The 24,923-nt window shown below is 67.2% G+C and carries 25 protein-coding genes; 7 read left to right on the top strand and 18 right to left on the bottom strand.

Annotation, left to right across the window (positions count from 1 at the left end; genetic code table 11):
- Window positions 1-31 precede the first annotated feature (31 nt).
- Window positions 32-1,015 carry a D-2-hydroxyacid dehydrogenase gene (locus IEX71_RS12785; RefSeq protein ID WP_188837430.1) on the top strand — a complete coding sequence of 328 codons (984 nt, stop codon included), beginning with the start codon at window positions 32-34 and terminating at the stop codon, window positions 1,013-1,015.
- Window positions 1,016-1,019: 4 nt separating this feature from the next.
- Window positions 1,020-1,991 (top strand): threonine ammonia-lyase, encoded by a 972-nt coding sequence (locus IEX71_RS12780; RefSeq protein WP_229749764.1) that lies wholly within the window; start codon window positions 1,020-1,022, stop codon window positions 1,989-1,991.
- A gap of 159 nt (window positions 1,992-2,150) precedes the next feature.
- Here the strand turns inward: IEX71_RS12780 and IEX71_RS12775 are convergent, their stop codons facing one another.
- From IEX71_RS12775 to IEX71_RS12765, 3 genes are all read right to left on the bottom strand, one after another.
- Window positions 2,151-2,504, bottom strand: a complete 354-nt coding sequence (locus IEX71_RS12775; RefSeq protein ID WP_188837428.1) for a DUF3817 domain-containing protein — start codon at window positions 2,502-2,504, stop codon at window positions 2,151-2,153.
- Between the two features lie 77 nt (window positions 2,505-2,581).
- Window positions 2,582-4,702: an excinuclease ABC subunit UvrB gene (gene uvrB, locus IEX71_RS12770; protein WP_188837427.1), complete on the bottom strand. Its 2,121-nt coding sequence runs from the start codon at window positions 4,700-4,702 to the stop codon at window positions 2,582-2,584.
- Between the two features lie 63 nt (window positions 4,703-4,765).
- A complete protein-coding gene (locus IEX71_RS12765; protein WP_229749700.1) occupies window positions 4,766-5,038 on the bottom strand; it encodes an acylphosphatase in 273 nt (90 codons plus the stop codon).
- A gap of 54 nt (window positions 5,039-5,092) precedes the next feature.
- Here IEX71_RS12765 and IEX71_RS12760 point away from each other — a divergent pair, with 54 nt between their 5' ends.
- Both IEX71_RS12760 and IEX71_RS12755 read left to right on the top strand, forming a co-directional pair.
- Window positions 5,093-6,349: a threonine/serine exporter family protein gene (locus IEX71_RS12760; protein WP_188837426.1), complete on the top strand. Its 1,257-nt coding sequence runs from the start codon at window positions 5,093-5,095 to the stop codon at window positions 6,347-6,349.
- Window positions 6,350-6,409: 60 nt separating this feature from the next.
- Window positions 6,410-7,162 carry an SDR family NAD(P)-dependent oxidoreductase gene (locus IEX71_RS12755; RefSeq protein WP_188837425.1) on the top strand — a complete coding sequence of 251 codons (753 nt, stop codon included), beginning with the start codon at window positions 6,410-6,412 and terminating at the stop codon, window positions 7,160-7,162.
- A gap of 5 nt (window positions 7,163-7,167) precedes the next feature.
- On the opposite strand, the gene lplAB is transcribed toward IEX71_RS12755, so the two are convergent.
- The 9 genes from lplAB to coaE form a co-directional block, all read right to left on the bottom strand.
- The gene (lplAB, locus tag IEX71_RS12750) at window positions 7,168-8,217 is read right to left on the bottom strand and encodes a lipoate-protein ligase LplAB (RefSeq protein ID WP_188837424.1); all 1,050 of its coding nucleotides are present in this window, start codon (window positions 8,215-8,217) and stop codon (window positions 7,168-7,170) included.
- 79 nt (window positions 8,218-8,296) lie between these two features.
- Window positions 8,297-9,727, bottom strand: coding sequence for an MFS transporter (locus IEX71_RS12745; RefSeq protein ID WP_188837423.1), 1,431 nt, complete (start codon window positions 9,725-9,727; stop codon window positions 8,297-8,299).
- A complete protein-coding gene (locus IEX71_RS12740; protein ID WP_188837422.1) occupies window positions 9,724-10,158 on the bottom strand; it encodes a MarR family winged helix-turn-helix transcriptional regulator in 435 nt (144 codons plus the stop codon). Before IEX71_RS12740 ends, IEX71_RS12745 begins: the two co-directional genes overlap by 4 nt.
- 21 nt (window positions 10,159-10,179) lie before the next feature.
- Window positions 10,180-11,400, bottom strand: coding sequence for a chloride channel protein (locus IEX71_RS12735; RefSeq protein WP_188837421.1), 1,221 nt, complete (start codon window positions 11,398-11,400; stop codon window positions 10,180-10,182).
- A 35-nt stretch (window positions 11,401-11,435) separates the two neighbouring features.
- Window positions 11,436-12,515 carry an ABC transporter ATP-binding protein gene (locus IEX71_RS12730; RefSeq protein WP_188837420.1) on the bottom strand — a complete coding sequence of 360 codons (1,080 nt, stop codon included), beginning with the start codon at window positions 12,513-12,515 and terminating at the stop codon, window positions 11,436-11,438.
- Between the two features lie 93 nt (window positions 12,516-12,608).
- Entirely contained in the window at window positions 12,609-13,925 is a 1,317-nt protein-coding gene (locus tag IEX71_RS12725; protein ID WP_188837419.1) for an ABC transporter substrate-binding protein, read from the bottom strand.
- A 22-nt stretch (window positions 13,926-13,947) separates the two neighbouring features.
- Window positions 13,948-14,850: a carbohydrate ABC transporter permease gene (locus IEX71_RS12720; RefSeq protein ID WP_229749699.1), complete on the bottom strand. Its 903-nt coding sequence runs from the start codon at window positions 14,848-14,850 to the stop codon at window positions 13,948-13,950.
- Window positions 14,843-15,802, bottom strand: coding sequence for a carbohydrate ABC transporter permease (locus IEX71_RS12715; protein WP_229749698.1), 960 nt, complete (start codon window positions 15,800-15,802; stop codon window positions 14,843-14,845). Before IEX71_RS12715 ends, IEX71_RS12720 begins: the two co-directional genes overlap by 8 nt.
- 98 nt (window positions 15,803-15,900) lie before the next feature.
- Entirely contained in the window at window positions 15,901-17,127 is a 1,227-nt protein-coding gene (gene coaE, locus IEX71_RS12710; RefSeq protein ID WP_188837418.1) for a dephospho-CoA kinase, read from the bottom strand.
- A gap of 101 nt (window positions 17,128-17,228) precedes the next feature.
- On the opposite strand from coaE, the gene IEX71_RS12705 reads away from it, so the two are divergent.
- Window positions 17,229-17,573, top strand: a complete 345-nt coding sequence (locus IEX71_RS12705; RefSeq protein WP_188837417.1) for a carboxymuconolactone decarboxylase family protein — start codon at window positions 17,229-17,231, stop codon at window positions 17,571-17,573.
- Window positions 17,574-17,588: 15 nt separating this feature from the next.
- Here IEX71_RS12705 and IEX71_RS12700 read toward each other — a convergent pair whose 3' ends face one another.
- On the bottom strand, window positions 17,589-18,176 hold the full coding sequence (locus IEX71_RS12700) for a TetR/AcrR family transcriptional regulator (protein ID WP_188837416.1): 588 nt from the start codon (window positions 18,174-18,176) through the stop codon (window positions 17,589-17,591).
- A 69-nt stretch (window positions 18,177-18,245) separates the two neighbouring features.
- On the opposite strand from IEX71_RS12700, the gene IEX71_RS12695 reads away from it, so the two are divergent.
- The gene (locus IEX71_RS12695) at window positions 18,246-18,791 is read left to right on the top strand and encodes a hypothetical protein (protein WP_188837415.1); all 546 of its coding nucleotides are present in this window, start codon (window positions 18,246-18,248) and stop codon (window positions 18,789-18,791) included.
- A 109-nt stretch (window positions 18,792-18,900) separates the two neighbouring features.
- Here IEX71_RS12695 and rpsA read toward each other — a convergent pair whose 3' ends face one another.
- Window positions 18,901-20,397, bottom strand: coding sequence for a 30S ribosomal protein S1 (rpsA, locus tag IEX71_RS12690; RefSeq protein WP_188837414.1), 1,497 nt, complete (start codon window positions 20,395-20,397; stop codon window positions 18,901-18,903).
- A 169-nt stretch (window positions 20,398-20,566) separates the two neighbouring features.
- On the opposite strand from rpsA, the gene IEX71_RS12685 reads away from it, so the two are divergent.
- On the top strand, window positions 20,567-21,385 hold the full coding sequence (locus tag IEX71_RS12685) for a class I SAM-dependent methyltransferase (protein WP_373284623.1): 819 nt from the start codon (window positions 20,567-20,569) through the stop codon (window positions 21,383-21,385).
- 80 nt (window positions 21,386-21,465) lie between these two features.
- Here IEX71_RS12685 and pgfA read toward each other — a convergent pair whose 3' ends face one another.
- The 4 genes from pgfA to IEX71_RS12665 all read right to left on the bottom strand — a co-directional run bounded on the left by pgfA (window position 21,466) and on the right by IEX71_RS12665 (window position 24,907).
- Window positions 21,466-22,539, bottom strand: coding sequence for a cell envelope lipid trafficking protein PgfA (gene pgfA, locus IEX71_RS12680; RefSeq protein ID WP_188837413.1), 1,074 nt, complete (start codon window positions 22,537-22,539; stop codon window positions 21,466-21,468).
- A 63-nt stretch (window positions 22,540-22,602) separates the two neighbouring features.
- The gene (locus IEX71_RS12675) at window positions 22,603-23,178 is read right to left on the bottom strand and encodes a D-glycero-alpha-D-manno-heptose-1,7-bisphosphate 7-phosphatase (RefSeq protein WP_188837412.1); all 576 of its coding nucleotides are present in this window, start codon (window positions 23,176-23,178) and stop codon (window positions 22,603-22,605) included.
- Between the two features lie 14 nt (window positions 23,179-23,192).
- On the bottom strand, window positions 23,193-23,816 hold the full coding sequence (locus IEX71_RS12670; protein ID WP_188837411.1) for a D-sedoheptulose-7-phosphate isomerase: 624 nt from the start codon (window positions 23,814-23,816) through the stop codon (window positions 23,193-23,195).
- The gene (locus IEX71_RS12665; protein ID WP_188837410.1) at window positions 23,816-24,907 is read right to left on the bottom strand and encodes a GHMP family kinase ATP-binding protein; all 1,092 of its coding nucleotides are present in this window, start codon (window positions 24,905-24,907) and stop codon (window positions 23,816-23,818) included. Before IEX71_RS12665 ends, IEX71_RS12670 begins: the two co-directional genes overlap by 1 nt.
- Window positions 24,908-24,923: the final 16 nt, after the last annotated feature.

Genomic DNA, 24,923 nt, shown 5'->3' with positions numbered 1-24,923 from the left:
CAATCAGACACGGCACCTTTTTAGTGGCGGAGTGACTTCATCCCTGCCTGTCATCACGGTCCTCGTCGCCGATTCCGCGGATCGCCCACCGGGACTGGCCTCGCTTGCGGATCGCGTGACCTTCCGTTTCACCGACGCGGCGGGACTCGGCGACGCGGTCCGGGGCGCCGACGCGCTCTTCCTGTGGGACTTCTTCTCCTCCGCGTTGGAGGGTGTGTGGGCACAGTGCGACGCACTGCGCTGGGTCCACGTCGCCGCCGCGGGCGTGGACAAGTTGCTCTTCCCCGAGCTGCGCGACTCACGGGTCGTGGTGACGAACGCACGCGGCATCTTCGACCGGCCGATCGCGGAATACGTGCTGGCGGCGGTGCTGGCGCACCTGAAGCTGTTGCGCGAGGGCTACGACCTGCAGCGTGAGCACGTATGGCGACACCGCGAGACCGACCCGTTGCGTGGGCGCCGCGCGCTGGTGGTCGGGACCGGTTCCATCGGCCGGGACATCGGCCGCCTGCTGCGCGCGGTCGACGTCGAGGTGACCGGAGCAGGACGGACGGCACGGTCCGGTGATCCGGACTTCGGGACGATCATCGCGAGTTCCGGGCTGGCCGACGCGGTGGGCGATTTCGACATCGTGGTCAACGTGACGCCGCTGACTGATGCGACGCGGAACCTGTTCGACCGCAAGGTTTTCGGGGCGATGAGGCCCTCGGCATACTTCGTCAATGTGGGGCGTGGTCAGAGCGTCGTGGAGGCCGACCTGGTCGATGCGCTGACCGCGGGCGAGTTGGCGGGAGCGGCGCTGGACGTCTTCCGGACCGAGCCGCTGCCGGAGAACTCACCACTGTGGGACGTGCCGACGCTGGCGATCTCCCCGCACCTGTCCGGCGACTCGGCCGGTTGGCTCGATGCGCTCGCCGCGCAGTTCGTCCGGCTGGCCGACCTCTGGCTGGCCGGTGAGGAGCTGCCGCATCCGGTCGACAAGCAACTCGGTTTCGTGCCGACAGCGGGTGCGTAACGTGATGGATGAGCCGGTACTACCCGGGCTGCAGTCGATCCGTGCTGCACAGCAGCGCGTCGCACCGCACGTGCGCCACACGTCGACCTCACGCACTGCGTGGCTGAGCGAGGTGACCGGTGGCGACGTCCACCTCAAACTCGAGATCGAGCAACCCACCGGCAGTTTCAAGGTGCGAGGGGCGTGCAATGCGATCCTCGCCGCGCGGGAGAGTGGCTATCTTCCGGGTGTCACCACCGCGTCGACCGGCAACCATGCGCGGGCGGTTGCCTACCTGGGCCGGCGGTTCGACGTGCCGGTCACGGCTTACGTCGCGGCGTCGTTGCCCGCCTATCGGGTTCGTGCCCTGGAGGAGCTCGGCGCCACCGTCGACGTCTCCAGCAAGGACCAGGGCGAGGCGATCGATGCCGCCCGACAACTCGCCGCCGAGCGCGGCTATGCGTTCGTGCCGCCCTTCGACCATCCGGACGTCATCAGCGGCCAGGGCACGATCGGCGTCGAGCTGTGCGACGACCTGGACGCCCTGGATGCGGTCGTCGTGCCGGTTTCCGGTGGCGGTCTGATCAGTGGAATCGGCCTGGCAGTCAAGGCGATCCGACCGGAGACTCTGGTGATCGGGGTGTGCGCGGATCGTGCCGACGCCATGTTGCGGTCACTGCGGGCAGGGCACCCGGTGCCTGTGCCGGAGGTCGAGACCATCGCGACGTCGCTGCTGGGCGATCTCGGCTCGGACAACGACTACACGTTCCGGATCGCATCGCAGGTCGTGGACGAGATCGGCACCGTCAGCGAGGAACAGATGCAGGAGGCGCTGGACCTCCTGTCGACGGAGGACGGGCTCGCGGTGGAAGGCGCGGCCGCCGCGTCCGTGGCGTTGCTGCGCGCGACCGCGGATCGCTGGCACGGTAAGCGGGTCGCCGCGCTGATCACCGGGAACGCGGTCGATCCCGGCACCCGATCCGACGTCCCGAAGTAGCGACCGTCGCACCGCCGCGACAAAGTGACGACAGTCGCCGGTTGTTCGCCCATACCAGCCCGAAACTGGCGAGGAGGTAACGACAGTCGCCGGTTGTTCGCCCACACCAGCCCGAAACTGGCGAGGAAGTAACGACAGTCGCCGGTTATCTACAGGTGCTCAGGCGGTATGCCGAACGAGCGCGCCACGCCGCTCGGCGCGCCGCTCGAACCACACCGTCATCAGCGGCGGGATGCTGCTGATCAGACCGAGCAGCGATTCCTTGGTGGTCCACTTGTGCGAGACCGAGACCCAGATCAGGCTGACGACATACAAGATGAAGACGGTGCCGTGGATAGGCCCGAAGAGCCGCACTCCGAAGTCGCCGGACTGCACGACCCACTTGAAGAACATGCCGATCAGCAGACCGATCCAGGAAACGGCCTCGGCGAACGCGGTGATCTTGAAGGCCAACGCGGGCTTGCTGGTGGTGACGCTCGCGGCGGCGGCGTTCTCGTCGAGAGTGGTGACCATGACGCACATGCTACGTGACGTAGTAGACGCGCCGGCGCACCGCATCGTCCCGACGCGACACCGGCGTCGTCAGCGCCTCACTTGGTCGCCGCCTCCATCTGACGCAGCTCCTTCTTGAGGTCGCCCAGCTCGTCACGCAGCCGCGCCGCGAGCTCGAAGTGCAGGTCGGAGGCGGCCTGGTGCATCTGCTCGGTCAGCTCCTGGATCAGCCCGGCCAGGTCCGCCGCGGGTAGCCCCGAGACACGGCCGGCACCAGCGACCTCGCCGTCGGCGACGACCGCCCCACGCAGCCCGCGCTTGCCGCGACCGTCGGTCTTGCCGCGCGACTGCGCGCGCCCGCTGCCCATCAGCGCGTCGGTGTCGGCGTCCTCGCGCTGCAGCATGTCGGTGATGTCGGCGATCTTCTTGCGCAGCGGCGTCGGGTCGACGCCGGCTTCCTTGTTGTAGGCCACCTGTTTCTCGCGGCGACGCCCGGTCTCGTCGATGGCCTCCTGCATGGAAGGCGTGATCTTGTCGGCATACATGTGCACCTGGCCGGAGACGTTGCGCGCTGCGCGACCGATGGTCTGGATGAGCGACCGGGCGGATCGCAGGAAGCCCTCCTTGTCGGCGTCGAGGATGCTGACCAGCGAGACCTCGGGCAGGTCGAGGCCCTCGCGCAACAGGTTGATACCGACCAGCACGTCGAACTCGCCCATCCGCAGCTCGCGCAGCAGCTCCACTCGTCGCAGCGTGTCGACCTCGGAGTGCAGGTAGCGGACGCGGACGCCCTTCTCCAGCAGGTAGTCGGTGAGGTCCTCGGCCATCTTCTTGGTCAGGGTGGTGACCAGGACCCGCTCGTCGCGTTCGGTGCGCTGGTTGATCTCGTGCAGCAGGTCGTCGATCTGACCCTTGGTCGGCTTCAGGACGATCTCCGGGTCGATCAGCCCGGTCGGGCGGATGACCTGCTCGACCACACCGTCGGACTTGGCCAGCTCGTAGTCGCCGGGCGTCGCCGACAGGTAGACGGTCTGCCCGATGCGCTCGAGGAACTCCTCCCACTTCAACGGCCGGTTGTCCATGGCACTGGGCAGCCGGAAGCCGTGATCGACGAGCATCCGCTTGCGGGACATGTCGCCTTCGTACATCGCACCGATCTGCGGCACCGTCTGGTGCGACTCGTCGATGACGAGCAGGAAGTCCTCGGGGAAGTAGTCGAGCAGGCAGTTGGGCGCCGTGCCCGGACCACGACCGTCGATGTGCCGCGAGTAGTTCTCGATGCCCGAGCACGCACCGACCTGGCGCATCATCTCGATGTCGTAGGTGGTGCGCATCCGTAGCCGCTGCGCCTCGAGCAGCTTGCCCTGCTTCTCCAGCGTCGCCAGGCGGTCCTCGAGTTCGGTCTCGATCGAGTTGATCGCGCGCTCCATACGCTCCGGTCCGGCCACGTAGTGCGAGGCGGGGAAGACGTACATCTCCTGCTCCTCACGCACGATCTCACCGGTCAACGGGTGCAGGGTGTAGATGCGCTCGATCTCGTCACCGAAGAACTCGATGCGGATCGCCAACTCCTCGTAGACGGGGATGATCTCGACGGTGTCTCCGCGCACCCGGAACGTGCCACGGGTGAAGGCCAGGTCGTTGCGGGTGTATTGCATCTGGACGAACCTGCGCAGCAGGTCGTCGCGGTCGATCTGCGAGCCGACCTTGAGCGCCTGCATGCGGTCGACATACTCCTGCGGGGTGCCCAGGCCGTAGATGCACGACACCGAAGCGACGACGATGACGTCGCGTCGCGTCAGCAACGAGTTGGTGGCACTGTGCCGCAGCCGCTCGACCTCGTCGTTGATCGAGGAGTCCTTCTCGATGTAGGTGTCGGTCTGCGGGATGTAGGCCTCGGGCTGGTAGTAGTCGTAGTAGGAGACGAAGTATTCGACCGCGTTGTTCGGCAGCAACTCACGGAACTCGTTGGCCAGCTGGGCCGCCAGCGTCTTGTTCGGCGCCATCACCAGGGTCGGCCGCTGCACCTGCTCGATCAGCCAGGCCGTCGTCGCGGACTTGCCGGTGCCGGTAGCGCCCAGCAGCACGGTGTCCTGCTCCCCCGCCTTGACGCGGCGCGTCAGGTCCGCGATCGCGGTGGGCTGGTCACCGCTCGGCGAGTATTCGGAAACGACCTCGAACGGTGCGACGCTGCGCTGCAGGTCAGTGGTGGGACGCATACTGCAACGGTAAACGCCCTCACCGACAGACATTGTTCCCGTGCTCGATCCGGAGGGTCCTGGTCAGCGGACCGCGAACCCGGCACACCCCTCCACGTCGACCGCCCGGACGTCGACGTGATCGACGCTGGCGTGTCCGGGGCCGTGGTGGCACCAGTCCACCAGTGCGGCCACGGCACCGGGCTCGCCTTCGAAGTGTCCGGTGACCGACCCGTCCGGAGCGTTGCTGACCCAGCCGGTCACCGCGAGCCGCTCCGCTTCACGCGCGCTCGATGCGCGGAAGAAGACCCCTTGAACCCGACCGGTGACGATCACGTCGACGGCTCGTGCAGTCATGTCCTCCACCATGGCACGCAGCACGGTCGAGAACAGCCCGGCATCATGGTCCGTATGACGTTGGCCGCGACACGCGAAGTACTGCTCCGGATGGGCAGCGCACTGCTCGCCGGAGGCGCGCCGGTGCCGGATGTGGAGTGGCAGATCACCCTTCTCGCACGCCGGATGGACGCGCCGGGTGTGCGGGTCGCGGCCACACCGACCGGGATCTTCGCCGGCCTCAGCAGCGACGACGCGGTCGGCTTCGAGCCGGTGACCGGCTCACTGCGGCTCGAGCAGGTGACGCGGGTCCAGGACGTCTACGAGCAGCTGATGCGCGGTGGCATCGGCGATGCGGCGGCGCTGCGCGAACTCGACGACATCGAGGTGATGCCTTCGTCCCGGCCGGCGTGGCTGTCGGACCTGGCACTGGTGCCGATCGGCACCGGCATCTGCGCGATCCTGCAACCCACCTGGCGCGATCTGGTCACCGCCGCCGCCAGCTCGCTGGTCGTGATGACCCTGATGATCCTGAGCCGGCGCTTCGCGCTCGTGCGCACCCTGCTGCCGCTGCTGGCGTCGTTCGCGGTCGCGGTGCTGGTGTTGCTGGTCGCACAGCACTGGCCGTTGCACGGCACGCTGCGCACGATGGTCGCGTCGTTCGCCGTGTTGCTGCCCGGGTCGGTGATCGTCACGGGTATGTCGGAGATCGCCTCCGGTGCGGCGGTCGCGGGCAGTTCGCGACTCGTCTCGGGCGTGATGCAGCTGGTCCTGTTCGCGGTCGGACTCTTCTCGGCCGTGTCCGTCACCGGCGAACAACTTGATGCTCTGACCAACGTGCGTGCGCAGGACCTGGGGCCGCTGGCGCCATACATCGGCGTGCTGGTGATCGGGTGCGGCATCGTGATCAACGTGGCGGCGTCCCGCGCCGCCATACCGTGGATCCTGCTGGTGCTCGCGCTGACCTTCGCCACGCAGTCGGCCGTGCAGGCCCTCTCCGGTCTGGTCCTCGGCGCCCTTGCAGGTGCGACCGTCGCCGGGCTCGCGGCCGCGGTGGTCCATCGGTTGTCGGGGCGGCCGCTGCGGCTCGTCGTGTTCCTACCTGCGTTCTGGCTGCTGGTGCCCGGCAGCCTCGGTCTGCTCAGCACCACCGAGATCGCGGCCGGCCACGGAGGTCTCGACGCGGTCACCGTCGCGATCGGCTCGGTGGTCGCGGTCGCCGCCGGCACCCTGATCGGCAGCGCGGCGGGCCGGGCGGTCGACCGTTTCCTGGACCCCGCGGAGACACCCGACATCGAGAACATCGACCTCACGGACGTCGAGCGGTTGTAGGCACCTGGCTCCACGAACCACGCGAGTAGCGCGCTTGCACAACGCATTAGCGTGGCATTCATGACACGACGCATACTCATCACCGGTGGTGGCACCGGCATCGGCAAGGCCATCGCGCACCGACTGCTCGCCGAGGAACCCGAACTGGTCCTCGTCGGCCGCCGGCGAGAGGTGCTCGAAGCAGCGGCGGAGGAGCTGCGCGAGGTCGACGAGCTGGCGAACGTCACGACATGCAGCTGTGACCTGACCGACCCGGGCGCGGTCGACGCTCTCGCCGCTCAGGTCGTGCAAGGCGGTCCGATCGACGTGCTGGTCGCCAACGCGGGCGGCAACTACGGCGTCGGTGGTGGAGACGGCCTCGCGGACGTCGCGCGGTCCTGGCGCGCGGACTTCGAGGGCAACGTCCTGACGACCGTGCTCCTGACGCACGCGTTGCTCCCTCACGTCTCGCGCCCCGGCGGACGCATCGTCGCGATGAGTTCGATCGCCGCGCTGCGCGGCTCCGGTTCGTATGGCGCGGCCAAGGCGGCCGTGAACGCGTGGGCGCTCGATCTGGCGAGTTCCGTTGCTGCGGAAGGGGTCACGGTCAACACGGTGGCGCCCGGTTTCGTCCCGGACACGGAGTTCTGGGCCGACCGACTGGCCGCCAACCCCTCGCTCGCGACTGCACGTACGGCTGTCATCCCGGCGGGCCGGCCCGGCACACCCGACGAGGTCGCGGAGGCTGTGGCCTACCTGGCATCGCCCGACGCGGGCTGGACCACCGGACAGATCCTGCAGGTCAACGGTGGCACGTTGCTCGGCCGCGGCTGACCCGGTCAGGGCACGCGGTGTGTCCACTCCTGGGTGTCGAACTTCTCGTCGACCAATCGCTGTGCCTCGGTCAGCTCTGCATCGGTGTATGCCGACACCTGACTCCGGTAACGCGCGAGGAACGACTTCGTGAAGGTCTCCAGGATCCGCTCCCGTGGCAGGCCGGTCTGCGAACGCATCGGATCGACGCGCTTGTTCGCGCTCTTGGTGCCCTTGTCCGACATCTTCTCCCGGCCGATGCGCAGCACCTCGAGCATCTTGTCGGCGTCGATGTCGTAAGCCATCGTCACGTGGTGCAGGACCGCCCCGTCAGCGAACCGCTTCTGTGCGGCACCGGCGATCTTCCCCTTGTCGGAGGCGATGTCGTTGAGCGGCACGTAGTGGGCGTTGATGCCGACCTCGGCCAGCGCCCCCATCACCCACTCGTCCAGGAACGCGTAGGACCGCTCGAAACTCAGCCCTTCGACCATCGACGTCGGCACGACCAGGGAGTAGGTGATGCAGTTGCCGGGCTCCATGAACATCGCACCGCCACCGGAGATCCGGCGCACCACGTCGATGCCGTGCTTCGCAGCGCCGTCGGCGTCGATCTCGTTGCGGTAGCTCTGGAACGAACCGATGACGACCAGCGGCGAGTCCCAGTCCCAGAAGCGCAGCGTCGGCGGCCGGGTGCCGGCGGCCACCTCGTGCGCGATCACCTCGTCCAGCGCGACGTGCTCGACCGGCGGCAGCACGGTAGGGGGTATGACGTCGAACGTGTGATCGTCCCATCCGGTCGCCTTGCCGAGTGCGCGACGCACAGCGACGCCGACCGAGTCGGCGTCGAACCCGATGAGCCTGGCCTGCGGGTCGAGCGCTCCGGTGATCGCACCCGCCAGCTGGTCAACGGATGCGGCGGCGGGCATGCCGGTCAGCGCCGCGTTGATGTCCTCCAGCGCGTCGTCCGGCTCGAGGAAGAAGTCGCCGGACACCGAAACCCTTGCCAACCGGCCCGATTCGACCTCGACGTCAACAGCGACGAGCTTGCCGCCAGGAACCTTGTATTCACCGCGCATGACTCCACAGTAAGGCGCAGTTGGTCTCGATACACCCTCCGCCGCTGCGCTCCCCCGGGCACTCGACCCGCTTGAGCGCTCAGGACGCTCCTAGCTCGGCCGCGACCCGTTGTCCGGAGCGCACCGCAATGCCTCCGGTCAGCACGAAAGCGAGCACGAGCAGGATGCCAGCACAACCGAGCATGACGAACCACGCCGGATGCGTCGCGGAGGCGAAGCCGGTCGCCATACCGCCCTGCAGGTGTCCGAACGCGATCGCCGGGAGCACTGCGACGCCCAGGGATCCGCCGACCTGCCGGCTGGTGGACGCGATGGCCGCCGCGACGCCGGCCTGCTCCCGTGGCATCCCCGACATCGCGGAGTTGGTGATCGGCGCGTTGAGCATCCCGAAGCCGACGCCGAACAACAGGTAGGCAAGGCCGAGGTAGACCAGGCTGGTGTGGTTGTCGATCCGCAGCAGCAAGAGGGCGCTCAGTCCGATGCCGATGCCGGCGATGCACATCGGTAGGCGCACCCCGCGATCGCCGACGATCCGCCCGGACACCGGTCCGAAGACCGCGACGGACACTGCCATCGGCAAGGTCATCAACCCTGCGTGCAGTGCCGACATACCCCGAACATCCTGCAAATACAGGGTGTTCAGGAAGAGGAAGCCGGCCATTGCACAGAATCCGACGACCGCCGCCACGACGGCACCACTGAACGGAATGCTGCGGAAGAAGCGCGGGTCCAGCAGCGGCTCCTTGCGGCGCAATTCCCATCCGACGAGCGCGATCATGGCGATCAGCGTGGCGGCGAAGCAACTCGACACGGTGAGCGAGCCCCAGCCGAGTGTGCCGCCTTCGATGATCGCGTAGGTCACGGCGGTCAGCATGACGATGACCAGTGCCTGCGCGACGGCGTCGAGCCGCCGCACCCGCTCGGCCCGTGACTCCGGCACGTACAACTGCGTGAGTATGACGGCAGCCACCACCACCGGCACGTTGATCCAGAAGATCGCCCGCCAGCCGACGCCGGCGACCAGGGCGCCGCCGATCACCGGACCGAGAGCCATGCTCACACCGATGACTCCGCCCCACATGCCGATGGCCTGGGCACGTTCGCGCGGCTCTCGAAAAGTGTTGGTGATGATGGACATCGCGACCGGATTCAGCATCGATCCACCGACCGCTTGCAAACCGCGGGCGCCGATCAGCAGAGCCGGGTCCGCGGCCAAGGAGCAGCAGACCGAACCTATTCCGAAGAGCACCAGCCCGACCTGGAAGACCCGGCGCCGGCCGATCCGGTCACCCATCGATCCGGCGAGCATCAGCAGGCTCGCCAGGACCAGCGTGTAGGCGTCCATGACCCATTGCAGCTGCGACCCACTGGCGTCCAAGTCACGGCCGATCGACGGTATGGCGAGATTGACCGCGGTCGCGTCGATCCCGACGATGAACAAGCTCATGCAGCAGATGGCCAGCACACCGAGGCGGCGCGCACGAGTGAGTGTGTCCGGTGCGGCGCTCATACGTCCGCGGCTTCGCGCATCTTGTCGATCAACCGGGTGAGCTCGCGCCGCTCGGCCGCGGTCAACGTGGCGACGGGTGGTGGCACGACGTCGCCCACCGAGCGCAACTTCTCCAGGATGTCCCGGCCGCTGTCACTGATCTGCACCAGCTTGCGCCGTCCGTCCGTGGGATCGGTGGTGCGCAGCACGTAGCCCCGTGCCATCAGATCGGCGACGATCCCGGACACCGCCGGTGCGTCGACGCCCATCCGTTCCGCGATCTCGCCCTGGGGCATCGGGCCGTCCTCGACGCGGCGGAGCACCCGGTAGCCGTTCCAGGGCATCCCGTCCGTCCGGTCGTGAAGGAGATCGCGAGACAGCCACTTGTGGTCCATCACCAGGGCGTGCAGGTTCAGCCACACTGCCACTGGAGTCGTTGTAGTTGGTTTCATACAACCATTGTATACACACAACTATTGGTTTGAACCAACTACTTTCCATCGGGCGATCAATCTCGAGGTCAGCCATGCTCCGGCAACGGCCAGCACCACCGGACCCCACAGGGTCGGTGGCGCCTGGGAGACCTCGAGCATGAAGACGCCGGCCATGATCGGTGCATGCTGCGTCGTCGCCAGCATCGCGGCGGCGCCCACCATCGCGCAGACGATCATCGAAGTGCCGCCCTGGTCATGGCCGAGCGCGAGCGCGACAAGCGCGCCGAGAGCACCGCCGGTCGCCATCGACGGTGTGATCAGTCCGCCCACCAGTCCTCCGCGCAGGCAGACCGCCGTCAACAGCGGTTTCCCGAGCAGCAACGCCACCAGCACCCCTGCCGACAGACCGCCACGGCCGACCAGTGCCTCCAGGACGCTCTTGCCGTTCCCGGTCACTCCTGGCAGGGACATCGCGACGAGACCGACCAGCGCCATCGCTACGGTCACCCGCACCGGCAGCAGGCGATCGGGACGCGTCGGCGCATTCCACCGCGCCGCGTCCATCAATCGGTTGAAACCCAGTCCAGCGACCGCGCACACCGGTCCGGCGACCAGCGCCCAGACCCACACGTCCGACGCGGTCCGATGGGTGCCGAGCTGGTAGACGGCGTTCCAGCCGACCACCGGCCACGCCACGACCACCGCGATGCAGGACATCAGCGCAGCACTGGCGATCGCCACGTAATCGACTGAGACCAATACGATTTCGACGGCAAAGAGGACACCTGCGACAGGCGCGTTGTAGACGGCCGCGAGACCCGCACCGGCCGCACAACCGAGCAGCACACGACGATGCGGCGCGTCGAATCCGAGACGCGTTGCGACCGACTCGGCCACAGCTGCCGCCACCTGCCGGGGCGCGCCCTCACGCCCGAGCGATGCCCCGGCACCGACTGCGACGATCTGCGTGATCGCGTCCAGGGCGCTGGATCGGAACGGCAGCCGCTGCGACGGGTCGGCCATAGCCTCGCGCACCCGCACCACCCGCATCCGGCGACGCAGTTGCCACCAGGCGAGTCCGATCATGGCGCCGGCTATCGTCATGCCGATCAACCGACGAGGTGGAGAGGCGAGGCGCACGTCTTGGGCGAACGACGTGCCGTCCGCACCGAAGACCAGGTGCTGAGCAGCGTGAAGCAGCAGCGTCAGCAACGCACCGACGATGCCGGTCAGCACGCCGACCACGACGACCGCGAGCACGAACCGCCCCGTGACCCGCAGGTCCGTGCGGAGCGTCAGAGCCGGGCGCCGGAGCCCGCGTCGAAGACGTGGACCTCCTCCGTTGCCGGCGTCACCCGCACGATCTCACCATCGCGCGGCCGATGCTTCTTGTCCGTGCGCACGGTCAGCCGCGGACCGTCCTCGCCGGCAGCCTCCGGCTTGCCATAGACGAACACCTCTGCGCCGAGGGACTCGACCAACTCCACCTTGAGCGCCACGCCGTTCTTGGCGAGTGAGTCGCCGATCGTCCAGGACTCGGGTCGTATGCCGACCGTCACCCGCTCCGCCGCTCCGAGCTTGTCGCGCTCCAACGGTATTGCGGCACCGAAGAACTCGGCCCGTCCGTCCTGCACCGTCGCGTCGATGAGGTTGATCGCCGGCGAGCCGATGAAACCCGCGACGAAGGTGTTGACCGGGTGGTCGTAGAGCGCCTCCGGAGTGTCCACCTGTTGCAGGACGCCGTCCCGCAACACTGCGACCCGGTGTCCCATCGTCATTGCCTCGGTCTGGTCGTGCGTGACGTAGACCGTCGTCACACCGAGCCGTCGCTGGAGCGCCGCGATCTGGGCGCGGGTCGACACACGCAGTTTGGCGTCCAAGTTGGACAACGGTTCGTCCATGCAGAAGACCTTCGGATTGCGCACGATGGCGCGCCCCATGGCCACGCGTTGCCGCTGGCCACCGGAGAGCTGACCCGGCTTGCGCTTGAGCAGCTTCTCCAACTCGAGGATCTGCGCCGCCTCCATCACCCGTGCATGGGCGTCGGCCTTGCTCACCCCCGCGTTGCGCAGGGCGAACGCCATGTTCTCCTCCGCCGACATGTTGGGGTAGAGCGCGTAGCTCTGGAACACCATCGCCACGTCACGGTCGCGCGGGCGCACGCCCTTCTGATCGTGTCCATTGATCAGGATCCGGCCCTCGTCGACCGGCTCCAGACCGGCCAGCATGCGCAGCGTCGTCGACTTCCCGCAGCCCGACGGCCCGACGAGCACGAGGAATTCGCCGTCCTCGATGTCCAGCGTGACGCTGTCCACCGAGGGCTCCGAGTTTCCCTTGTGCCGCCGGGTCGCGGCGTCGAAATACACCGATGCCATCGGCTTATTCTGCGTTGGCAGGCGCGTCAGCAAGCTGCCGCCCTACCAACGCAGCCTCAGCTCGCTGTGTCCGTTCGAAATCACACTTCATGGTCAGGCCTTGAGCTTCGGCTTCACCTGCGACTCGTACGCCTTGGTGATGGTCTTGTCGAGTCCCTTCATCGTCGACTCGACGTTCGCGCCGGCGATGATCTTGTCCAGGGCCTGGCCGATCGTCGCGCCGCCACCGGGCACGAAGACGCGGGCGTTGTCCTGCGGCCGTGTCTTGGGGAGTTGATCGACGGCGACCTTGAAGTTCGGGTTCTTCTTCAGGTATGCCACCTCGGCGGGGAGTTTCAGTGCCGACTTGCGCACCGGCATGTAACCGGTCGCCTGGGTGAAGGTCACCGTGCTCTGGGCATTGGTCAGGAACTCCAGGAACTTCGCGGCATTCGCCTTCCGCTTCGCCGAGAGCCCCTCCGGAATCGCCAGACCCGCGCCACCCGTCGGGCAGCACTTCACGCCACCCGGAGCAGGCACGAAACCGACGCCCAACTCGAACGGCAGCTCCTTGAAGCCGCCGAGGTCACCGGTCGACTCCAGCAGAACTCCACCGAGACCCGCACCGAAGTCGCTCGCGGAATCGGCGGACGTCTTCACCCAGCCCTTCTTGCCCCAGTCCGACAGCACCGTGGCGGCCTTGATCGTCTTCGGGTCGCTGAACGTTGTCTTCCAACCCTTGGAATAGCCTCCGCCGTACGACCACGCGATGGACTGGAAGGTCCAGTCCAGGTAATCCGCACCGTCGTCCAGGATCAGTGCGTGCTTGCCGCCGCCCATGGCCGCCTGCAGCTTCGGTGCCCACTGGGTGAACTCGTCCCAGGACTTCGGCGAGCGGTCCGGCAGGCCGGCCTTCTTGAAGGCGTCCTTGTTGTAGTAGAAGAGGACCGTCGAGCGGGCGTAGGGAATCGCGTAGTGCTTGCCCTGGTACTCATAGTCGCCGTACAGGCCCTCGACGTAGTCGTCCGTCGACAGGCCCTCCTTCTTGAAGAGCGCGTCGATGTCCGTGAACCGGTTGTTCAGCGCGAAGTTGAACCACGTCACGTCGGAGGCCACGATCACGTCCGGCAGGTTGCCACCGGCCAGGGCCGCGTTGAACTTCTGCCCGACCTCTTCGTAGTCCTTGCCCGCGTCGGTGAGCTTCACCTTCAGGTCGGGGTACTTCTTCTCGAACTCCGCGATGATCTTCTTCTCGGTGGCGGTCGACGTGCCCGGGTGGTTGCTCCAGAAGTCGATGGTGTTTGATTCACCGCCGCCCTTACCGCCCTTGCCGGACGAGTCCGAGCCGGTCCCGGCGCAGGCTGCCAGGCCGGTCGCGGCCACGGCGCCTCCTGCTGCGCCGAGGAACCCGCGGCGAGTCAAACCAGACATGTGATTGCTCCTTCTTCGAAGTTCAGCCCTTGACCGCACCGGCGGTCAGGCCCTTGATCATGTGACGTTGCAGTGCGAGGAACACGATGAGCACCGGCAACATCGCCAGCACGGTGGCCGCCATCACCGGACCCCAGTTGGTGATGCCGTCGTTGTTCTGCAGGTGGGTCAACCCGATCGGCAAGGTGCCACTGCGACTGTCGTCGGACATCAGGAACGGCCAGAGGTACTCGTTCCATTCGTTGACGACGGTGATGATCGAGAACGCGATCAAGGTCGGCCAGGACATCGGCAGCACGACCCGCCAGAGCAGTTTCAGCGGCCCGGCTCCGTCCAGGCGAGCCGCTTCGATGATCTCGCCCGGCACCGAGAGGAACTGGTTGCGCATCAGGAATGTCCCGAAGGCGACACCGGCCAGCGGGATGATGATGCCCTGATAGGTGTTGCGCCAGCCGAGTTGGCTGACCAGCGCGTAGTTGGAGATGACGGTGATCTGGTTCGGCACCATCAACGCGGCGATGATGACCACGAACAGCAGGTTCCGCCCCGGGAAACGCATCAGCGACAGCGCATAGGCGCTCATCACGCCCAGCACGATCTTGGCGATCGACAGGATCGCGGTGATGATCACCGAGTTGCGGAAGTAGTCCCAGAACGGGATCGCGGTCGTGGCCGAGTGGTAGCCGTCCGACGTCGGGTGTGCCGGCCACCACTGAGCGGGCTGGGTGTAGATGTCCGGTCGCTCCTTGACGGAGGTCACCACGATCCAGAAAAGTGGACCCGCCACCACCAGGAAGACCAGCACCATGCCCACGTAGCCGGCGATCTTCATCCCGGTGCCACCGAAACTGGCGGCCTCCGCGTTGTGCGCGCCGGTCGGTTTCTCGTCCGAGTCGAACCCGGTCACCGCTGCTGTGTCAGTCACGGTGCATCCCTCGATCCATGACCCGGACCTGGATCACCGTGATGATCAACAGGATCACGAACATGATGGTGGCGATCGTCGCGCCATACCCGGCCTTGCTGTTGACAAAGGTCTCCCGGTAGACCTGATAGACGAGTGTCGTCGTGCCATACCCCTGCGGGCCTCCCCTGGTCTCCACGTTGATGATGTCGAAGACCTGGACCGAGTTGAGCAGCACGGTGATCGACAGGAAGAACGTCGTCGGCCGCAGCTGCGGAAGCAGCACCTTGTGGAACCGCCGCCACGCGGACGCACCGTCGATCTCCGCAGCCTCGTCGAGGTCGGCCCGGCGTCCCTGCAGGGCGGCCAGATAGATCACGAAGGTGTAGCCGAGGTTCTTCCAGACGTAGGTCGTGGTCACCATCACCAGTGCCCATCCCGGCCGCTGATAGAAGTCCGGCACCTGGATCCCGATGCGATGGAACAGGTCGCGCAGCATGCCGAAGTTGGGATCGAAGACGAACTGGAACGCGATGCCGACCGCCGCACCGGAGATCACGAACGGCGCGAAGATCGCCGACCGCACCAGGTTGCGGCCGCGCAGCTTCTGGTCCAGGAGGATCGCCAGCGCCAGACCGAGCACCATCGAGATGCCGACCGCGCACACGGTGAAGATGAGGGTGTTGCGCAGTACCTCGTGCGAGTTGGGGTCGTGCCACCACGTCTTGTAGTTCTCGAAACCGATGTAGTGCGCGACGGGGGCTGCGATGTTCCAGTCGGTGAACGAGAGGCGGAAGTTGTCCACGAGCGGCCGGTAGGTGAAGATCACCAGCAGCACCAGGTTGGGCAGCAACAGGCCCGCGGCGAGCAGCCACTCGCCGTACGGACGGCCACTGCGCCGTGGTGGCGGCCCCACCGGAGCCGACGGACCGGATCGCGGCGCCACCGAGGAGGCGTCGGAAGATGCGGTCACGAGCGCACAGCTTCATCGACGATGCACAACACGGCCTGAACATTAGTGCGCCGATCGTCGACGCGGGGGTAACAATCGCGGGACACGACCGAAGTGTGTTACTTCGTTACCTGGCCGCCCGTGGTCTCCCGCCAGGATCGCGCGCGCAGCAGTGCCGCCGCGATCCATGGCTCCTTCGCTTGCGGGTAATCGCCACGGGTCGCTTCCGTGCCGCCCGGGTGCAACCCGGCCAGTCGTCGTTTTTCGGCGGCATACGCGTCGCGTTCGACTGGGTTCGCGCGCAACCAGTCACGAAAGAGCAGTGCGGTGTCCGCGCCGGGACCATCCGTCTGCCGCACGTGCAGGTGATGGACGACCTCCGGGTCGGCACCGTTGAAGTAGTACTTCTCCCACTGCAGCGGGTCGGGCGCCCAGGCATGCACGGTGTCCCGGTTGCGACGGCCCTCGACGAAGCCGGCGGCGCGCAACGCATCGCGGAACCCGGTCGTCGGGGCGAGCTCGAGGTCGTCGACCCGGACCTGCAGGTCGATCACGTCCTTGGCGACCAGCCCGGGAACGCTCGTGGAGCCGATGTGCTCGATGCCGGCCACTCGCTCGCCCAGCCCGGCGGTGTCGAGGTGGCGCGAGAGCCGCGCTGTCGCACGTTCCGCGACGAGCGGCCACGCGGGGTTCGGTTCGGCGAGCCGTGTCGGCAGTGGTCGGCGTACGCCGCGATCAGCCAGCAGGTTGTCGTTGTATGGCGAAAGGCGTTCCCGCCACAGCGTTTCCACCTGTTGCAGCACTTCCTCACGGGTGCCGTTGTTGTCCAGGAGCGCATCGGCGACGGCATACCGTTGCTCGTCCGTGGCCTGTGCAGCGATCCGGTTCGAGGCCTCCTGCTGCGTCATACCGCGGTCCCGGATCAGACGTCCCGCGCGACGTTCGGCCGTGGTGTCGACGATGAGGGACAGATGATGATCGGGGGCGAGGCCCGCTTCGACGAGCAGCGGCACGTCATGCACGACGATCGCGTCGCGCGGTGCCGACTCGCGGCGACGCTCGGTGAGATCGCGGACCCGTGGATGGGTGATGGCCTCGAGGTCTCGACGTGCTCGCTCGTCGGCGAACACGATCGCGCCGAGCGCCGGACGGTTCAGTGACCCGTCGGGCAGAAGCACCTCCTGGCCGAAACGTGTTGCGATCTCTGCCAGTCCGTCACTGCCCCTGTCCACCACCTCGCGGGCGAGCTGGTCGGCGTCGATGACGACCGCGCCGAGTTCGGCGAAGCGCGCCGACACCGTCGACTTGCCGGAGCCGATCCCTCCGCTGAGTCCCACGTAGAGCACGCGCCAGACTCTAATGCAGTGGAACGGGGGTCCAGCGCGCGACCGATCGCCGCGGTCTAACGTGAAAGGACCAGCCCGATCCGTCCGAAGGGATGCCTGCCATGGCCGAGAGCCTCTACGAACCCGCCACCCGCGAGATCGACCAGCGACGCAAGGAACTCGCGCCCGGTCCGTACGAGGCGTTCACGGCCTTCAGCAAAGCGGTGTTCGCCGAGGGCGCGCTCGACGAGAAGACCAAGCAGCTGATCGCGGTGGCCGTGGCACACACGACCCAGTGCCCTTACTGCATCGACGGCCACACCAAGCTGGCCAAGCGCAAGGGCGCCACCCCGGAAGAGATCATGGAGTCGATCTGGGTGGCCGCGGAGATGCGGGCCGGGGGCGCCTACGCGCACTCGACCCTGGCGCTGCGTGCGCTCGGCGAGACGGAGCCGCACCAACACTGAACCGACCGGCCAGAGCTACCGGCAGCCGGCCAGCTGGGTGAGATGCGCGCGCAACGTGGCTCGCATCCGCGCTGCGGACAGCCGTGGTGAGAGCGTGCCGTGCAGCGCCAGACCGTCGATCAGGGCGTGCAGTCGCTGGGTCTCGGTGCGTATGTCGAGCGCTCGGCCACTCACCTCCGCGAGCATCAGCACGCACGACTCCATCAAGCCGCGCAACTGACCCTGGACGTCCCGCCATACGGTTGCGAGCTCGGGCTCGGTGCGCGCGGCGATGGCCAGGGCTAGCCACATCTCGGACTCGGCACGCCGCGTCGCGTCGAGCGGCAGCACCTCCTCGAGCAGGGCGACGAGACCATCCAGATCGGTGGCGTGCTGCCCGCGACGGTCGATGCGCACCCGGGCGCGCTCGGCCAGGTCGGCCATCGCGAACGCGATCAGCTCCGGCTGACTGGCGAAGTAGTGCCGGATCGCGCCGGTGGACCAGCCGGCCTCCTCGGCGACCGCTCGCACCGACACTCCCCCGTAACCGTCGCGATGCACCACGCCGATCACGGCGTCGACAATCTCACTGCGACGCGCGTCGTGATCCACGACCTTCGGCATGCTCTGGTTTTATCACACGATCGTGCTATTTTGTATTTGTCACGACCGTGCGATATCAAGGGGTTCGCGGTGCTCATCGGGGTCATCGTCGCGTGCGAGATCGGTTTCTGGCTGTTCCTCCTGGCCGGCCTCAGCTGCCGGTATCTCCTGCGGCGACAACGTCTTTCGAATGTGCTCCTCGCACTCGCACCCGCAGTCGATCTGGTCCTCCTGATCGCCACCGTGCTGGACCTCCAGCAGGGAGGCGAAGCCACCGCAGCGCACGGACTGGCTGCCATCTACATCGGTGTGTCCGTCGGCTTCGGACATCGCATGCTGCAGTGGGCGGACGTGCGCTTCGCGCACCGTTTCGCAGGCGGGCCTCCCCCGGCACCGAAGCCGAAGTATGGCGCGGCGCGAGCCGCTTTCGAGCGCTCCGGTTGGTACGCGCACCTGCGCGCGTATGCCGTCGGTGCGGCGCTGCTGGGACTGGCGATCGTCGCCATACACGACGCGTCGCGCACCGAGGCGCTACTGAACACGTTGCAGCTGTGGACGCTCGTGCTCGCGATCGACGCCGTCATCTCGTTCAGCTACACGTTCTTCCCGAAGAAGGCTCCGAGCGCGCGAGCCTAACCACCGACCGTTGCCGGTTGTGCACGCCGCATGTCCTGGTATGACGAAAGCCCCCGGAACCACATGGTTCCAGGGGCTTTCGGTTGCTCAGCTACTGCTGGCGGTCAGCTCAGTTGCCGGTGAGCTTCTCGCGCAGGGCGGCGAGCGCCTCGTCCGAGGCGAGCGTGCCCTCGGCCGGTGCTGCAGCCGGCGAAGCCGACTGAGCGGGCGACGAGGCCGGAGCGTTGTCCGACGACTCCGAGGAGTAGGAGGTCGAACCGGAGGTCGCAGCGGTGGCGGCAGCCTCCGCGTCGTCCTTGCGTGCCTGCTCGATCTGCGCCTGGTGCGCCTCGTAGCGGGAGTGCGCCTCGGCGTACTGCTTCTCCCAGACCTCGCGCTGGGTCTCGTAGCCCTCGAGCCACTCGCCCGACTCGGGGTCGAAGCCCTCGGGGTACTTGTAGTTGCCCTGCTCGTCGTACTCCGCGGCCATGCCGTAGAGCGTCGGGTCGAACTCGGTCGCGGCTGCGGCCTCGTCGTTGGCCTGCTTGAGGCTCAGCGAGATGCGGCGACGCTCGAGGTCGATGTCGATGACCTTGACGAAGATCTCCTGGCCGACCTGGACAACCTGCTCCGGCAGCTCCACGTGGCGCTCGGCCAACTCGGAGATGTGGACCAGACCCTCGATGCCGTCCTCGACACGGACGAACGCACCGAACGGCACCAGCTTGGTGACCTTGCCCGGCACGACCTGGCCGATGGCGTGGGTGCGAGCGAAGTGCTGCCACGGGTCTTCCTGGGTCGCCTTCAGCGACAGCGAGACGCGCTCGCGGTCCATGTCGACGTCCAGCACCTCGACGGTGACCTCGTCGCCGACCTCGACGACCTCGGACGGGTGGTCGATGTGCTTCCAGGACAGCTCGGAGACGTGCACCAGACCGTCGACGCCACCGAGGTCGACGAACGCACCGAAGTTGACGATGCTGCTGACGACACCCGTGCGGACCTGACCCTTCTGCAGCTCCTTGAGGAAGGTCGTGCGGACCTCCGACTGAGTCTGCTCGAGCCACGCGCGACGCGACAGGACCACGTTGTTGCGGTTCTTGTCGAGCTCGATGATCTTGGCCTCGATCTCCTTGCCGACGTACGGCTGGAGGTCGCGGACCCGACGCATCTCGACCAGCGATGCCGGCAGGAAGCCGCGCAGGCCGATGTCCAGGATGAGGCCGCCCTTGACGACCTCGATGACGGTGCCGGTGACGACGCCGTCCTCTTCCTTGATGGTCTCGATGGTCCCCCAGGCGCGCTCGTACTGTGCGCGCTTCTTGGACAGGATGAGGCGGCCTTCCTTGTCCTCCTTCTGGAGAACGAGGGCTTCGACCTCATCGCCGACCGCCACGACCTCATTCGGGTCGACGTCGTGCTTGATGGACAGCTCTCGCGAGGGGATGACGCCCTCGGTCTTGTAGCCGATGTCGAGGAGGACTTCGTCCCGGTCGACCTTGACGATGACACCGTCAACGATGTCGCCGTCATTGAAGTGCTTGATCGTCGCGTCGATGGCGGCGAGCAGCTCCTCCTCGGATCCGATGTCGTTGATCGCGACCTGGGAGGTGGTGGTGGCAGTCATGTAGTAGGAAACCTTCGGTGGACTCTAGATGTGGACAATGTGTGTTGGAATGACGTCGCGACACTGGCCGGAGCCAGCGTCGAGCAGACAAACCCCTGACACGCACATGCGTACGCGTATTGATCCTATCGGCCCGTCCACAGCTGGGTCAAAAGGAGCGACCTGATCGATGGACAGCCTGATGGACGGCTTCGGAGTCGGACGCCGCACCGCCGGCACCGGCGAGACACGGACGGCCAATCGCAGCTGGTGGGACGAAGAGGCGGTCGCCTACTACGCGGAGCACGGCGATTTCCTCGGTGACAGCGAACTCGTCTGGGGCCCGGAGGGACTGACCGAGTCGGAGCTGGGCCTGCTCGGTCCGCTGGCCGGTCGGGACGTCCTCGAGATCGGCGCCGGCGCCGCACAGGGCGGCCGGTATGTCGCCGCGCAGCATGCCCGGGTCGTGGCGACCGACCTGTCGGCCGGGATGCTGCGGCAGGGCGCGCTGATCGATGAACGGTCCGGCCGCCGCCTGCCGCTCGCCCAGTGCGACGCCATGGCGTTGCCGTTCGCCGACGCGTCCTTCGATGTCGCCTTCACGGCATACGGCGCAGTGCCGTTCGTGGCGGACAGCGGCGCGATCATGCGCGAGGCGGCGCGCGTGCTGCGCCCGGGCGGCCGGTTCGTCTTCTCCACCACGCACCCGATCCGCTGGGCGTTCCCGGACGCACCGGGACCGGAGGGTCTGGTGGCCGACCGGTCGTACTTCGACCGCACGCCGTATGTCGAGGAGGGCGACGACGGCACCGCGACATACGTCGAGCACCATCGGACCCTCGGCGACCGCATCCGCGAGATCGCCGCATCGGGACTGTCGCTCGTCGATCTGGTCGAACCCGAGTGGCCGGACCGCAACGCGCAGGTCTGGGGCGGCTGGTCGCCGACTCGCGGCCGGGTCATCCCCGGCACGGCGATCTTCGTCGCCCGGAAACCCCGACACGACTGACGGCTCCCTCGCCGAGTGCCGGGCCGGTCAGGACCGTCACTCGGCGAAGAAGCCGCCGAGATGTATCTGGAGGTCAGGCGTCAGGACTCGTTGTCCAGGCGCCTCGCACTGCGCGAGGTCGGCTGGGTCGAGTCGTCGTCGCCCAGCAGCCCGGCGACGCCGGCCTGGGTCTCGTCGTCCCGGTTGTCGTCCTCGTAGTAGTCGTCACCGTCGTACTGCTCGTCGCCGCTGTTGCGGCGAGCGATCAGCGCGGCCATCACGGCGCCGCCGACGAGCAGCAGAACGCCGAGGATGCCCAGCGCCCAGGGAGCGATCTTCAGAGCCTTTAGCTGCGACGCCTTGCCCTTGTATTCGTCGACGTTGGCCTTCACGGTCGCCTTGTCGAACACCGAGGTCGTCTGCAGCACCTGCACCGACTTGTCGGTCTTCGGGTCGGTCAACCACTGCTTCTGACCCTCGCTCACCTTGATGAACGCACCGGTCTTCGGCTCGACCCAGATCTTGCGGTCGTTGGAGTAGGTGTAGTCGGCCTTGACGCCGGGGCTGCTCTTGGCGCCGCCGAACAGGAAGCCGGGGGTGTCCTTCGTCGGCTGGGTCGCCAGCGTCTGCCGCGGGACAGTGCCTTCGTAGCGGTAGACCTCGAGGCCGTCGAGCTTGTCGGTCCCGGCGTACTTCATGTTCATGGTCTTCTTGATGTTCGCGTCCCAGTAGGGATACGTCGTCTTCTTGGCGCCGAACGGGAACTTGACGGTGTAGCCCTTGTGCTCGATGGCCTTGCCGTTCTCCTCGTCACCGCTCCACTTGATGATCTTGCCGGTGTGCCGGTCGACCGCGAACTTCTCCGTCGACGCGGTCTGCGGCGTCTTGGTCTGCGGGATCGTGGAGTACTGCCACTTGCTGAAGATGACCGAGTTGTGGCCGAACTTGTCGCTCGCGTCCTTCTGCGCCACCGCGCCGACCGTGGTGGTGAGCGTCGTGTGGTGGAACTTCAAGGTGCCGGCGTCGAAGATGTAGGCGTTCTTGTCAACGGCAACCTGCTTGGTGTTCTGGTCTGCCGGAATGACGGCCAACCTGTCGAACGCATAGAACTTCAGCAGGAGCGCCATGGTCACGAAGAACGCGCCAAATCCGATCACGATCGCGGATTTCCGCACTGGTCTGACCTCCGGTTGTGAGCTGGAACTTACCGGACAGTAGCAGTAACCGTGCGAGTTGTGTCACACCGACGATCCGTGACCTCGAAACATTTTTTGCACGACCACCTGCAGAGACGATTCTGCGTCGTCGACACGGACTGCGGTAACGCCCGCCGCGGCCGCAGCATCGAGATCGCCGGGCTGGTCACCGAGCAGCACACACCGCGTGCGGGTCGCCCACGGGGCGCGCCGCAATGCCTCCCGGACGAGGCCGCCGCGCGGTTTACGGCAATCACACCCGCCGTGCCCATGCGGACACACCTGTATGGCGTCCAGGGACGCACCCGCGCGTGCCAGCTCGGCGACCAGGCGCCGGTGCACCCGCAGTAGTTGGACACGAGTCAGCGCGCCGGTCGCGACGCCGCGCTGGTTGGTGACCAGCACGACCGCGGTCCCGGCGCGGTTCGCCGTCGCGATCGCGTCCGCCGCACCCGGCAGCAGCACCAGGTCGGCGGGGTCGTCGACGTACCCCGGCCGGTGCACATTGACGGTGCCGTCCCGGTCCAGCAGCAGCACGTCGTACGGCGCGTGCGCGGACCCGGCAGGTCGGGCGATCGGCGCACGGCACTCGCCGAGCAACTCGGCATCCGACAACACCGTCGCCTCCGACCTCATTGGCAGACGACGTCGACCGCTTCGCACCACACGTGCGTCCACAGCATGTGTGCCTCCTGGATGCGCGGTGTCTCCGTCGACGGCACGACCAGTACGTGATCAGCCCGGCCGGCCAGCCCACTCCCCTGGCTGCCGGTCAGCACGATCGTCAGCATGTCCTGCTCCTTGGCCACCTCGAGTGCGCGCAGGATGTTGCGGCTCGCGCCGCTCGTGCTCATCGCGAGCAGCACGTCGCCGGGCCGTCCGAGCGCGCCGATCCCGCGGGCGAACGTCTCGTCATACGCGTAATCGTTGGCCACCGCGGTGATGGAGCTGAGCGACTCGGCGAGGTTGACCGCGGGCAGCGGCGCCCGGTCGAGGATGCACTTGCCGATGAACTCCGCGGCCACGTGGCTGGCGATGGCGGCGCTACCGCCGTTGCCGGCGACCAGCAGCGTGCCACCGTCGACGAGGGCGTCGAGCAGGGCTGTGCCGGCGGCGTCCACCTGCGCGACCAGCTCGGGCTCGGCCAGCGAGCGGGACAGCTGCGCCCAGGCGGCCAGTCCTTGCTGCTGACGCTGGGCGACCGCCGGTCCGCGGCGTTCGGGCGCGACATCGTGCAGCGCGTGTCCGGTGGGCATCAGTGCTGTCCTCTCCAGGTGGTGACACCGTGCTGGCTGAAGGTGATCTCGGACAGTGTCAGTCCGAGCTCCAAGAGTTTCTGGGCGACGATGTGCCGGCGCTCGAACTCGCACACGAAGACCAGGTGACCACCGCCGCCGGCACCGGTGACCTTGCCGCCGAGCGCACCGGAGTCGAGCGCCGTCGCCACGGCCTGATCGATCAGCGGTGTCGAGATGCGGTCGGACATCTTGCGTTTCTGTGCCCACGCCTGCCCGAGCAGACGGCCGAAGCCGTCGACCTCGCCGCGGACCAGCGCGACCTTCATCTGCTCGGCGAGTTCCTTCTGGGCGCGCAGCCCCTCCAACGCCTCGGCGTTGCCGGTCTCGTAGCGCGATCGCTGGTCCTCGATGATGTGATCGCTCACCCGGGTGTTGCCGGTGAACGCCAGCAGCATGTTGTGCTCCAGCTCGTGCACCGTGTCGTCCCGCACGCGCAACGGGTTGACGATCACCTGGTCGCGCTTGAACTCGATGTAGTTGAAACCGCCGAAGGCGGCGGCGTACTGGTCCTGGGACCCGCCCGGGATCGCGAGGTCCTCGCGCTCGAGCCGGTAGGCCAGCTCTGCCACGTCGTATGGCGTCAGGTCGAGACCGCAGTGCTGGGCGACCAGCCCGATCACCGAGACCATCACCGCGCTGGACGACCCGAGACCCGAGCCAGGAGGGGCCTGCGTGTGCAGGAACAGGTCGAAGCCGCCGGACGGGCGAGCTCCCTCGATGTCGCGGACCCGGTTGATGGCGGCCTTCGGCAGGTCGAGCTTGCCGTCATACTCGACCGGCTCGTCGATGCCGAAGCCGATCGAAGTGCCGTAGTCCAGTGATCGCACGGTGACCTGACCGTCGGTGCGGGGGCGCAGCGTGCTGAACGCGAATGCGGAGATCGTCGCCGAGAGCACGGCACCGCCCTCACGTTGCGGGAAGGGCGTCACGTCGGTGCCGCCGCCGGCGAACGAGATCCGCAGCGGCGCCCGGGCACGAAGCACCGGTCGGCTGTGATCGATCGACGTGTCGGCCGGCAGCGGGTCGCGTGCGGTCTCGCGTGCGGTCATGGAATCCTCGGGGCCT

This window comes from Flexivirga endophytica (genome assembly GCF_014640635.1).
Taxonomy (GTDB): domain Bacteria; phylum Actinomycetota; class Actinomycetes; order Actinomycetales; family Dermatophilaceae; genus Flexivirga; species Flexivirga endophytica.
The sequence above is the reverse complement of the archived record's forward strand: the minus strand, read 5'-3'. Positions and strand labels throughout refer to the sequence as shown.

Bases quoted from the DNA above. Each gene is read 5' to 3' on its own strand.
- IEX71_RS12725 (WP_188837419.1), bottom strand. From the start codon at position 13,925: ATGTCTGGTTTGACTCGCCGCGGGTTCCTCGGCGCAGCAGGAGGCGCC.
- IEX71_RS12700 (WP_188837416.1), bottom strand. From the start codon at position 18,176: ATGCCGAAGGTCGTGGATCACGACGCGCGTCGCAGTGAGATTGTCGAC.
- IEX71_RS12685 (WP_373284623.1), top strand. From the start codon at position 20,567: ATGGACAGCCTGATGGACGGCTTCGGAGTCGGACGCCGCACCGCCGGC.
- IEX71_RS12730 (WP_188837420.1), bottom strand. From the start codon at position 12,515: ATGGCATCGGTGTATTTCGACGCCGCGACCCGGCGGCACAAGGGAAAC.
- IEX71_RS12745 (WP_188837423.1), bottom strand. From the start codon at position 9,727: ATGAGCGCCGCACCGGACACACTCACTCGTGCGCGCCGCCTCGGTGTG.
- IEX71_RS12775 (WP_188837428.1), bottom strand. From the start codon at position 2,504: ATGGTCACCACTCTCGACGAGAACGCCGCCGCCGCGAGCGTCACCACC.
- IEX71_RS12670 (WP_188837411.1), bottom strand. From the start codon at position 23,816: ATGCCCACCGGACACGCGCTGCACGATGTCGCGCCCGAACGCCGCGGA.
- lplAB (WP_188837424.1), bottom strand. From the start codon at position 8,217: ATGCGCGGTGAATACAAGGTTCCTGGCGGCAAGCTCGTCGCTGTTGAC.
- IEX71_RS12755 (WP_188837425.1), top strand. From the start codon at position 6,410: ATGACACGACGCATACTCATCACCGGTGGTGGCACCGGCATCGGCAAG.
- IEX71_RS12665 (WP_188837410.1), bottom strand. From the start codon at position 24,907: ATGACCGCACGCGAGACCGCACGCGACCCGCTGCCGGCCGACACGTCG.
- IEX71_RS12705 (WP_188837417.1), top strand. From the start codon at position 17,229: ATGGCCGAGAGCCTCTACGAACCCGCCACCCGCGAGATCGACCAGCGA.
- IEX71_RS12780 (WP_229749764.1), top strand. From the start codon at position 1,020: ATGGATGAGCCGGTACTACCCGGGCTGCAGTCGATCCGTGCTGCACAG.
- IEX71_RS12740 (WP_188837422.1), bottom strand. From the start codon at position 10,158: ATGAAACCAACTACAACGACTCCAGTGGCAGTGTGGCTGAACCTGCAC.
- IEX71_RS12760 (WP_188837426.1), top strand. From the start codon at position 5,093: ATGACGTTGGCCGCGACACGCGAAGTACTGCTCCGGATGGGCAGCGCA.
- IEX71_RS12765 (WP_229749700.1), bottom strand. From the start codon at position 5,038: ATGACTGCACGAGCCGTCGACGTGATCGTCACCGGTCGGGTTCAAGGG.
- uvrB (WP_188837427.1), bottom strand. From the start codon at position 4,702: ATGCGTCCCACCACTGACCTGCAGCGCAGCGTCGCACCGTTCGAGGTC.
- rpsA (WP_188837414.1), bottom strand. From the start codon at position 20,397: ATGACTGCCACCACCACCTCCCAGGTCGCGATCAACGACATCGGATCC.